The organism is Bacillota bacterium (genome assembly GCA_023511835.1).
GTDB lineage: Bacteria > Bacillota > Sulfobacillia > JAIMAT01 > JAIMAT01 > JAIMAT01.
The window spans coordinates 1-9655 of sequence record JAIMAT010000074.1 but is presented as its reverse complement, the minus strand read 5'-3'; the positions used below and the strand labels follow the sequence as shown (position 1 = coordinate 9655).

The 9655-nt window shown below is 71.7% G+C and carries 9 protein-coding genes; 4 read left to right on the top strand and 5 right to left on the bottom strand.

From position 1 onward, the window contains the following. From K6U79_09495 to fdnG, 5 genes are all read right to left on the bottom strand, one after another. Positions 1-1214 (bottom strand): aldehyde ferredoxin oxidoreductase (locus K6U79_09495; GenBank protein MCL6522587.1); only part of this gene is annotated, 1214 nt, incomplete at its 3' end. 84 nt (positions 1215-1298) lie between these two features. Continuing rightward, positions 1299-2120 (bottom strand): formate dehydrogenase accessory protein FdhE, encoded by an 822-nt coding sequence (locus tag K6U79_09490; protein MCL6522586.1) that lies wholly within the window; start codon positions 2118-2120, stop codon positions 1299-1301. 55 nt (positions 2121-2175) lie between these two features. After that, positions 2176-2868: a cytochrome b/b6 domain-containing protein gene (locus K6U79_09485; GenBank protein ID MCL6522585.1), complete on the bottom strand. Its 693-nt coding sequence runs from the start codon at positions 2866-2868 to the stop codon at positions 2176-2178. Next, positions 2861-3658: a 4Fe-4S dicluster domain-containing protein gene (locus K6U79_09480; GenBank protein ID MCL6522584.1), complete on the bottom strand. Its 798-nt coding sequence runs from the start codon at positions 3656-3658 to the stop codon at positions 2861-2863. Before K6U79_09480 ends, K6U79_09485 begins: the two co-directional genes overlap by 8 nt. Position 3659: 1 nt before the next feature. Beyond that, a complete protein-coding gene (gene fdnG / locus K6U79_09475) occupies positions 3660-6635 on the bottom strand; it encodes a formate dehydrogenase-N subunit alpha (GenBank protein MCL6522583.1) in 2976 nt (991 codons plus the stop codon). Positions 6636-6918: 283 nt separating this feature from the next. Between fdnG and K6U79_09470 the strand changes: the two genes are divergently transcribed. From K6U79_09470 to K6U79_09455, 4 genes are all read left to right on the top strand, one after another. After that, complete coding sequence (locus K6U79_09470; protein MCL6522582.1) at positions 6919-7209, top strand: MoaD/ThiS family protein; 291 nt, start codon at positions 6919-6921, stop codon at positions 7207-7209. Positions 7210-7286: 77 nt separating this feature from the next. After that, a complete protein-coding gene (locus tag K6U79_09465) occupies positions 7287-8306 on the top strand; it encodes an extracellular solute-binding protein (protein MCL6522581.1) in 1020 nt (339 codons plus the stop codon). 6 nt (positions 8307-8312) lie between these two features. Then, on the top strand, positions 8313-9119 hold the full coding sequence (locus tag K6U79_09460; protein ID MCL6522580.1) for an ABC transporter permease: 807 nt from the start codon (positions 8313-8315) through the stop codon (positions 9117-9119). After that, positions 9116-9655, top strand: a 540-nt coding sequence (locus K6U79_09455; GenBank protein ID MCL6522579.1) for an ATP-binding cassette domain-containing protein, incomplete at its 3' end; no start/stop codon positions are given. The genes K6U79_09460 and K6U79_09455, both read left to right, overlap by 4 nt.

Genomic DNA, 9655 nt, shown 5'->3' with positions numbered 1-9655 from the left:
CCCTCCGCCAGCAGCTCGCCCAGCCCCTCGCGGCGGTGGGCGATGGCCTCGATGGCCCGCACCATGGCCGCCGTGTCGCCCCAGGCCAGCGCCGCCTCGCCCTCGAGGAGGCCGCGCTCGCTCGCCTCCATGCTCATGGAGAGGGCGTTGCCCGTCTCCAGCGTGTCCAGGCCCAGGTCGTTGCAGAGCGAGAGCATGTAGGCGATGGATTCGGCGTCGTCGTTGCCGCAGTTGACCCCCAGCGCCCAGGCGGACTCGTACTCGAAGGATTGGCCGCGGACCCGGAAGGGACCTTCCTTCACCTCGACCTCCTTCTTGCAGGTGACGGGGCAGCCGTAGCAGGTGGGCTCGTCGACCAGGATGTGCTCGCGCACCCACTCGCCCGAGATCCGCTCGGCCGCCGGCGTGGTGGTGGTCTGCCCGTTGCGCACCGGCAGGACACCGGCCACGTTGGCGATGTTCATCAGGACGTCGGTCCCGTAGAGCGAGAGACCGCCCTTGCGCGGCGCCGTGATGGGGCTCTCCGTGATCCGCTCCAGCGCCTCGCTCCGGGCCTCCAGCAGGGCGGCCGGATCGGCCGGCTTGGGCGGGCGCTTGGGCGCCTTGATGACCACCGCCTTCAGGTTCTTGGAGCCGGCCACCGCGCCGGTGCCGCCGCGCCCGGCCGCCCGGTCGTCCTCGTTGACCAGGCAGGCGAAACGCACCTGGTTCTCGCCCGCCGGGCCGATGGCGACGACGCTGACGTCCTCGCGTCCGTGCGCCTCCCGCAGCGCCGCCACCGTCTCGTGCACGCCCTTGCCCCAGAAGGGCCGCGCGTCGCGCAGCTCGACGCGCCCGTCCTCCACGTAGGCGTAGACGGGGTGGTCGGCACGGCCGCGGAAGACGAGGCCGTCGAAGCCCGCCCACTTGAGGCGGGCGCCGCTCCAGCCGCCCACGTGCGAGTCGGTGACGGTGCCGGTGAGGGGCGAGCGGGTGACCACCGCCATGCGTCCGCTCATGTTGACGGGCGTCCCCGAGACCGGCCCGTTCAGAAGGCAGAGCAGGTTCTCCGGCGAGAGGGGGTCGACGTCGGGCCCGTTGTCCAGCACGAAGCGTACGCCCAGGCCGCGGCCGCCGATGTAGGTGCGCGCCAGCCGTTCGTCCATGGGCCGGTACTCGACCTCGCCGCTCGTCAGGTCGATCCAGGCTATCCGGTTTGCGTAACCACCCAGCATGGGATCGCCTCCCCTTCGGGTCGAAGCTCCACCCCCGCCGCGGCGTCTCCCGCAGGGGAGGCCGCCGCGCACGCGGGCCGTCTTTCAACGGTGGACCGGCAGGAAGCCCTCCTCGGCCGCCAGCATGTCGAGGTAGAGCGTCTCGACATCGGCCACCAGCCACTCCTCCGGCGGCTCCACCCGCCGCAGGTCGACCCGCTTGGTGTAGCGGCGGCAGCGATCGCAGACCACCACCGCCACGCCGGGTACGTCGTCGCTGACCAGCTCGCGCAGGAGCTCCTGCTCCTCGTTGCCGCAGCGGGGACAGCCGATGCGCGCGTAGCGCCAGGAGAGGTCGCAGTGGGCGCAGTAGAGGTGGCGCTCTCCCGCCTTCCCCTCCAGCCGCGAGAGGTTGCTGACGCGGCCGCAGACGGGGCAGGAGCCGCCCGTCGAGGCGCGCCTCGCCAGAGGCGCGCCCGCCTCCGCCGCCAGGCGGGTGTGCACCACGGCCGCCGCCTGCTCGAAGGCGAAGGCGGCCAGTGCGGGGTGGAGGGAGGCCCGGCGCGCCAGCTCCTCCACCTGCGCGTCCTCGCTCGCGAGCGCGTGACCCGCCGCCTCCAGCGCCTCTTCCCGCTCCAGCCACTTCGCGAGCGCTGCGGCCGCCGCGGCCAGGGAGGGCTGGTGAGCGGCGATGATGGCTGCCGCCTCGCCCGCCAGCTGCCGGACCTGCCTGCGCGCCTCCTCCCGCCACGGCAGGCGCCTGGCCAGGGGGGAGTCCTCCTCCCCGGCCAGCGCCAGCGCCAGTTCTTCGGGGTCGACCGAGGGCATGCCGGGCAGCCGGGCCCGCCGCCAGGAGGCCAGCTCCCGGTAGAGGAGGACCGCCTCCCGGGGCCCCCGCCAGGGCGAAGGCGACCGCTCTTCCGTCATCTCATCCACGCCTCCCGCGAGGGCGTCACCCGCCCCCGCCTCCGTCTCTCGCACTTCAGGCCCGCGGCGCCGGCCTCGCGCCGGGGGCGCGCGGTGCCACCCCCAGCTCCTCCAGCCAGGCCGCATGGTGCGTGCTGGCGTACTCCAGCGAGACCGTGCCATCGCCGAACATGGAGCCGAACGACTGCCTGGCCTCCGGATGGAAGGCCGCGAGGTAGATGTGGCCGATGACGCCGGCGGTGAGGAGCAGGGCGAAGAGCACGTGCAGGCCCAGGGTCACCTGGAAGCCCGCCGGGCCCACCGCGCCCTTGAAGACCAGCAGCAGGCCGGTGACGGCCACGCCCAGGGCGCCGGCGATGGCTACCAGCGACCAGGCCTTCATGCCCCCGTTGAACTTCTCCTGGGGGGGCGCGTCGGCGTAGCTGTGCAGGCCGAAGTAGATGGCCAGGAAGCGGCGCACGAAAACCAGGTCGTTCGGCCCCCAGCGCAGGACCCGCAGCACCCAGGAGCGGAATCCGCCCAGGACCGCCACCACGAAGGCCGCGGCGAAGACGTAGCCCGACCAGGTGTGCACCAGAGCCACCCAGCGGGGACCTCCGAAGAGCGGCATCAGCCACCGCGCCCAGGACCACATCAGGCTGGCGCTGGAAAGGAACAGGACCACGAAGGAGAGCGCCACCAGGCCGTGGGTGATCCGCTCCGCCAGGTTGAACATCTCCACGCACCCGTCGCGCACCGGATTACTCATGGTGGTCACCCCCTTCGCCGCGGTTGCGGTGGAGCAGGTTGGCCGTGGCCGCCGCCGCCAGCGTCACCGCCAGCGAGAGCGCCGCCACCCCCTCGCCCACCGGCTGCAGCGTCGACTTCCAGAGGCCGACGGTGGCGGGGTAGCGGAGACGGGCGGGGAAGCCGAGGTCAGCCGGCTCGCCCTGGGGGAGCACGTAGACGTAATGCGTGCCGCCCACTTCCTGGGGGTTGTAGACCTGCGCGGCCACCCCGGCCTGCCCGAGCTCCGCCACCCGCGCCTCGGCCGCCGCGAGGAGGCTCGGCCGCGGGCCGAAGGTGAGGGCGTCGGTGGGGCAGGCCTGGACGCAGGCCGGCTCCATGCCGGCGTCGACGCGGTCGGCGCACATGTTGCACTTGGCCACCTTGTTGGCGGCCGGGTCGTACCGGGGGATGCCGAAGGGGCAGAACTCGACGCAGTACTGGCAGCCGGTGCACCTGGACGGGTCCAGGTCGACGATGCCGTCCGGCCGCCGGGTCAGCGCCTGCGTCGGACAGACGGCCACGCAGGCCGGGTTCTCGCAGTGCATGCACTGCTCCTTGCGGAAGAGCCACTCCACCCCGCCCGAAGCCGTCTCCTTCTCCCGGAAGAGGACCATGGTCCAGCGGTGGTAGGAGAGGTCGTCGTGCGACTGGTAGCTGCCGGTCCAGGAGCCGATCTCGGCGGGCAGCTGCCACCACTGCTTGCAGGCCACCTCGCAGGACTTGCAACCGATGCACTTGGTGACGTCGACGAGGATGCTCACCTCGGCCATCTCACTTCACCCCCTCGACGTCGACCAGGAAGGCCTTGTACTCGGGGATCCAGGTGTTGGCGTCGCCCACGTAGGGCGTCAGCCGGTTGGCGATGTCGCCGGTGACGTACCCCATGTAGCCGAAGTGCCAGTTGAGCCCGAGCTGCTCCACCTGCTTCCCCAGGACGCGCAGCGGCCGCATGCGCGGCGTCACCAGCGCGTAGGCCTCCACCTCGTCGCGGGCGGAGCGGATCCGCACCTTGTCCCCGGTCTTCAGCCCGCGCGCGCGGGCCAGGCTGGGGCTGATCTCGGCCCAGAGCACCGGTACCAGCTCGGCCAGCCACGGGATGTGGCGGGTGTAGGCGCCCATGTGCTCGGTGACGCGCCAGGTGGAGCAGACGATCGGGTACTTGTCGAAGCTGCCCACCGGGTGCTCCACGGGGTCGAAGAGGTGGACCACCGGGTTGAGGTCGACCTCGCTGAAGATGTTCTCCACCGGGCACTCCATGGGCTCGTAGTGCTCGGGGAAGGGCCCCTCGGCCATGGTGTTGGAGAAGAGGCGGCCGACGCCTTCGGCGTTCATGATGAAGGGATCGGTCCCGCCCGGGTCGCCGGGCGCCTTGGTCGGCACGAAGTCCGGCACGTCGTAGCCGACCCACTTCTTCTGCGCCGCATCCCACCAGATGGTCTTCCGGTCGGGCGACCAGGGCGCGCCCTGGGGGTCGGCGCCGGCACGGTTGTAGAGGATGCGCCGGTTGAGCGGCCAGGCGTACCCCCAGCCGGGGTAGTAGCCGAGCCCCGAGGGATCGTCGGTCTTCCTGCTGTCGGCCAGGTTGCCCTTCTCCTCCTGGAAGAAGCCGGTGTAGATCCAGCAGCCGCTGGCGGTGCTGCCGTCGTCGGCCAGCTTGGCGAAGCTGGGCAGCAGCTGGCGGCTGGAGACGTCGTAGCCGTTGATCTCCTTGGCGATCTGCACCGGGTCCGGCTCCTCGCCGTAGGGCCAGTAGAGCTTCTGGATCGGCACCGCGGCGGGCGAGGAGTCGCTCTCGTACAGCTTCTTCAGGCGGAGGATCAGCTGGCTGGCGATCCAGGCGTCGGAGCGCGCCTCGCCCAGCGGTTTCGCGGCCTGGTGGCGCCACTGGAGCACACGGCCGGTGTTGGTGACCGAGCCCGACTTCTCCAGGAAGGAGGCCGCCGGCAGGAGGAAGACCTCGGTCGGGATCCGCTTCGGATCCGCACCCGGACGCTTCCAGAAGGCGGCCGTCTCGGTCTCGAAGAGGTCGGTCACCACCAGCCACTCCAGCTTCTCCAGCGCCTTGGCTTCGAAGCCGGAGTGGGCGCCGTCGATGACCACGTTCTGGGCGAAGGAGATGGTGCCGCGGATGAGCCCCTTGTTCATGCGCTCGAAGATGGCCAGGTGCGAGCAGTTGACCCCGGCCGGCGCCTTGGGCAGCCAGTCGTAGCCGAAGTCGTTCTCCTTGGTGGCGTCGGCGTCGAAGAACGCCTTGAGCAGGCTGACGACGAACTTCGGCTTGTTGGTCCAGTAGCCCGACTTGGGCGTCTCCTTCTCCAGGTAGGTGGCCAGGTCGGGGTGCAGGTCCTCCTTCGGGACCGCCAGGTAGCCGGGCAGGACGTCCCAGAGGAGCGCCAGGTCCGTCGAGCCCTGCACGTTGGCGTGGCCGCGCATGGCGTTGACGCCGCCGCCGGGCCTGCCCACGTTGCCCAGGAGCAGCTGCAGGATGGCGTAGACGCGGACGTTCTCGGAGCCGACGGTATGCTGCGTACCGCCCATGGCGTAGATCAGCGAGCCCGCCTTCTCCGGCGCCGCCGAGCCCAGGAAGGCGTCGGCGATCTCCAGGTAGCGGTCCCTGGGCACGCCCGTCACCGAGACGACGGTCTCCACGTCGTAGCGCGCGTAGTGCTTCTTCATGAGCTGGAGGACGGAGCGCGGGTGCGTCAGCGTCATGTCGCGCACCGGCTTGCCGTCGGCATCCGTCTCGTACACCCAGCTCGACTTGTCGTAGCTGCGCTTCTGCGCGTCGTAACCGGTGAAGTAGCCGTTCTGGAAATCGAAGCCCTCTTTGATCAGGAAGCTGGCGTTCGTGTAGTAGCGGACATACTCCTCATGGTATCGCCCCGTGCTCAGCGCCAGGTTGATCAGGCCGCCGATGAAGGCGATATCGGTCCCCGGACGGATGGGCGCGTAGAGGTCGGCTCGCGCCGCGGTCCGCGTGAAGCGCGGGTCGACCACGATCACCTTGGCGCCGCGTTGCTCGCGCGCCTTCTCCAGCCAACGGAAGGCCAGCGGGTGGTTCTCCGCCAGGTTGGAGCCGATGATCAGGGCGACGTCGGTGTTCTCGAAGTCCCGGGGATGATTGGTCATCGCGCCCCGGCCAAACGTGTTGCCAAGACCGGCAACCGTGGAGGAGTGTCATATGCGGGCCTGGTGATCCATGTAGACCAGGCCCAGCCCCCTGTCGAATTTGGCCAGAAGGTAGCACTCCTCGTTGTTCAGGACGGCACTGCCGAAGGCCGCGATGGCCTGTGTCCGGTTGACCGGCACGCCGGCCTCGTTGGTCGCCTCCCAGGTCTCGTCCCGCACCTGCTTGATGTGCCGGGCGATCCGGTCCAGCGCCCACTCCCAGTCCTTCTCCTGCCACTTGTCGTCGAAGGGCGCGCGGTAGAGCACCTTGGTCAGCCGCTCGGGCGAGGTGTGCTCCTGCAGGGTCGCCGAGCCCTTGGCGCAGAGGGCGCCGGCGTTGACCGGGCTGTCGGGGTTGCCCTCCACGTCCACCACTTCGCCCTGCGCCGAGTGGACGATCAGGCCGCAGCCCACGGCGCAGAAGTTGCAGACGCTGGTCACCTCCTGCTGCCAGCGGACGTGAAGGCTCCGCGCCTCCGCCCTGGCCGGCTCGAGGTCGAAGCCCAGCGGTCCCAGCACCGCGATGGCGGCGCCGGAGGCGAGGGCTCCGCCGAGGAAGCGCCTGCGGGTGATGCGCAAGCTCCTCACTCCCTTCCCCTTCGTCCGGCCCGTCGACCCCGTGACCCCGGGGGCGGCCGCCGCCGGCCACCCCGTCACGCCTGCACCCGGGGAGTGGCCGCCGGGCCGGAAGCCTTACGATGAACTTCACCTTTCCCGGAGTCATCCGGCTATCGCCCGATAAGGGGATCTCAACACCCTAGGGCATCCCCCATGCTGTAGCACCGGAGACGCCGCGACCGGGGAGGGGCAGGGCGCGCCCGGGGCCGGGGCGAAACCTCCGGGGGGCTGTCGCCCCGCGGGGGTGAGGAGCCTGAGAATCGATGTACGGCTGTACGCCAACCTGCGCATGACGGCGGGCACGTCGGCGGAGAGCCTGGAGGTCCCGCCCGCGGCCACCGTCCGCGAGGCTCTGGAACGGCTCTTCGACGCCCTGCCGGCGCTGCGCGGCGAGGTGTTGGACGAGCTGGGCGAGGTCCGGCCTTTCGTCCAGATCTTCCGCAACGGGCGCGAAATCCGCTGGCAAGAGGGGCTCGAGACCCGGCTGGCGGAGGGCGACACGCTCCACCTCTTCCCGCCCATCGCCGGCGGCTAGAGGGGGCGGAGAGGCGCCCCCGGGTCGCGCGTCTTCAGGCAAAAGGGGAGATGATCCGGGGCATGACGAGGCGAGCGATGACGGTCCTTCCGCTGCTGGCGGCCCTGCTTCTGTCCGCGGGCTGCGGCGGCGGGTCGACGGGGGCGCGCGCGACCGGCGCGGGCGCGACGGGCGCGGGAGGCGGCGCGACGGGCGCGTCGGGCGGAGCCGGCGGGGTGACGCTGACCATCTACGCGGCCGGCACCCTGGTGCGCCCCTTCCAGGAGATCGACCGCGCCTTCGAGGCGGCCCATCCCGGCGTCCACGTCCAGGCGCAGTTCGGCGGCAGCGTCAAGGAGGTCAAGCAGGTGACCGAGCTGGGCCAGCCGGCCGACGTGGTGGCGGTGGCCGACTACAGCGTCATCCCCCGCCTCATGTTCGGCCAGGGGGGCGGCAAGGTCTTTGCCGACTGGTACGTGGGCTTCGCCACCAACGCCATCACCTTCGTCTACACGGCCAGGAGCCGCGGGGCGGAGCGCATCAACGCCTCCAACTGGTACGAGGTGCTGGCCGAGCCGGGGGTGCAGATCGGCCGCTCCAACCCGGACACCGACCCCTCCGGCTACCAGACGCTCGAGATGCTGCAGCTGGCCTCCAAGTACTACGGGCAACCCGACCTGGAGCGGAAGGTGCTGGCCAACGCGCCCATGACCAACGTCCGCGATACCGAGACCGAGCTCCTGAGCGCCCTGGAGGCCGGGCAGATCGACTACTTGGCCATCTACGAGTCGGACGCCAGGCAGCACGGGCTGAAGTACGTCCCGCTCCCGCCCCAGATCAACCTGAGCGACGCGCGCTTCGCCCGCGCGTACGCCGCGGCCCGGGTACAGACCAAGAGCGGGCTCCTGACCGGCAAGCCCATCGTCTACGCGGTCACCATCCCCACCAACGCTCCGCACCCCGAGCTGGCGCGGCAGTGGGTGGCCTTCCTTTTGACCGAGGGGCGCACCGTCCTGGCCAGGGACGGCTTCGGCCTGCCGGCCAAGCCCATGGCCAGCGACGTCGGGAAGGTGCCGGAGGAGCTGCGCGACGACGTCGAGCCCTGGCCGGCGGGGTGAGGAGCCGTGGGAGGGAGGTCGCCGCTCTTCCTGGCCTTCTGGCTGCTGGGCGGTTTGCTCCTCCTCTTCATCGCCCTGCCTATCGTGGAGCTCCTCCTCGCCCAGCAGCCGGCCCGGCTCCTGGCCGTGGCGGGGATGGCCGACGTGCGCGCGGCGGTGGCGCTCAGCCTGGAGGCGGCGGCGACGACGGCGCTCCTGGCCGGGCTGCTGGGCACGCCGCTGGGCTACCTGCTCGCCCGGCGCTCCTTCCGGGGCAAGCGCTGGCTCGAGGCGCTGGTCGACCTGCCGCTGGCCGTGCCGCACACCGTCGCCGGCATCGCCCTCCTCTTCGCCTTCGGCCGCACCGGGCCGCTGGGGCGGCTGGCGGCGCTGGCGGGGGTCCGCTTCTGGGGGAGCTTCGCCGGCGTGGTGGTGGCCATGCTCTTCGTCAGCGTGCCGTACATGGTGAACGCCGCGCGGGAGGCGGTGGCGGCCGTCGACCCGCAGCTGGAGATGGCGGCGCGCTCGCTGGGGGCGGGCCCGGGGGCGGCCTTCCTGGAGGTGACGCTGCCGCTGGCCTGGCGCGGGATCGCCTCGGGGCTGGTGCTGACGTACGCGCGCGCCATCGCCGAGTTCGGCGCCGTCATCGTCCTCGCCTACTACCCGGAGACGGCGCCGGTCAAGATCTACGAGCTTTTCCTCAGCGGCGGGCTGGCCGACTCGGCGGCGGCGGCGCTGCTCCTCCTGGCGGTGACGCTGGGCTCCTTCGTCCTCTTGCGCGCGCTGGTCGGGCGTGCTCTTCCGGCGGGGTCGCACCCCGGGCGGCGGCCGTGAGCGGGCTGGAGGTGGGCGGCCTGCGGGTCGAGGTGCCCGGCTTCCGGCTCGGGCCCCTCGACCTGCGCCTGCAGGCGGGCGAGGTGCTGGCCGTGCTGGGGCCCAGCGGCGCCGGCAAGACGCTCCTCCTGCGCACGCTGGCCGGCTTCCAGGCGCCGGCGCGGGGGCGGGTGCGGATCGCCGGGCGGGACGTGACCGGCGAGCCGCCGGAGCGGCGGCGGGTGGGATACGTGGTCCAGGAGTACGCCCTCTTCCCGCACCGGACGGTGCTGGAGAACGTCCGCTTCCCCCTCCGCTTCCGCGACGGGAGGGAGGGTCGGCCGCGCTGGACGCCGGAGGAGGCGCTCCGCCTGCTGGGCATCGAGTCGCTGGCCGACCGCCGCCCGGCCACGCTGAGCGGCGGCGAGCGGCAGCGGGTGGCGCTGGCGCGGGCGCTGGTGCGCGAGCCGGAGCTCTTTCTGCTGGACGAGCCGCTCTCGGCGCTGGACGCGCCGGCGCGGGAGACGCTGCGCGAGGAGCTGCGGGCGGTGCTGGAA

Excerpts from the sequence above, each read along its gene's own strand:
- K6U79_09490 (MCL6522586.1), bottom strand. The coding sequence starts at position 2,120 with ATGACGGAAGAGCGGTCGCCTTCGCCCTGGCGGGGGCCCCGGGAGGCG.
- K6U79_09485 (MCL6522585.1), bottom strand. The coding sequence starts at position 2,868 with ATGAGTAATCCGGTGCGCGACGGGTGCGTGGAGATGTTCAACCTGGCG.
- K6U79_09480 (MCL6522584.1), bottom strand. The coding sequence starts at position 3,658 with ATGGCCGAGGTGAGCATCCTCGTCGACGTCACCAAGTGCATCGGTTGC.
- K6U79_09465 (MCL6522581.1), top strand. The coding sequence starts at position 7,287 with ATGACGGTCCTTCCGCTGCTGGCGGCCCTGCTTCTGTCCGCGGGCTGC.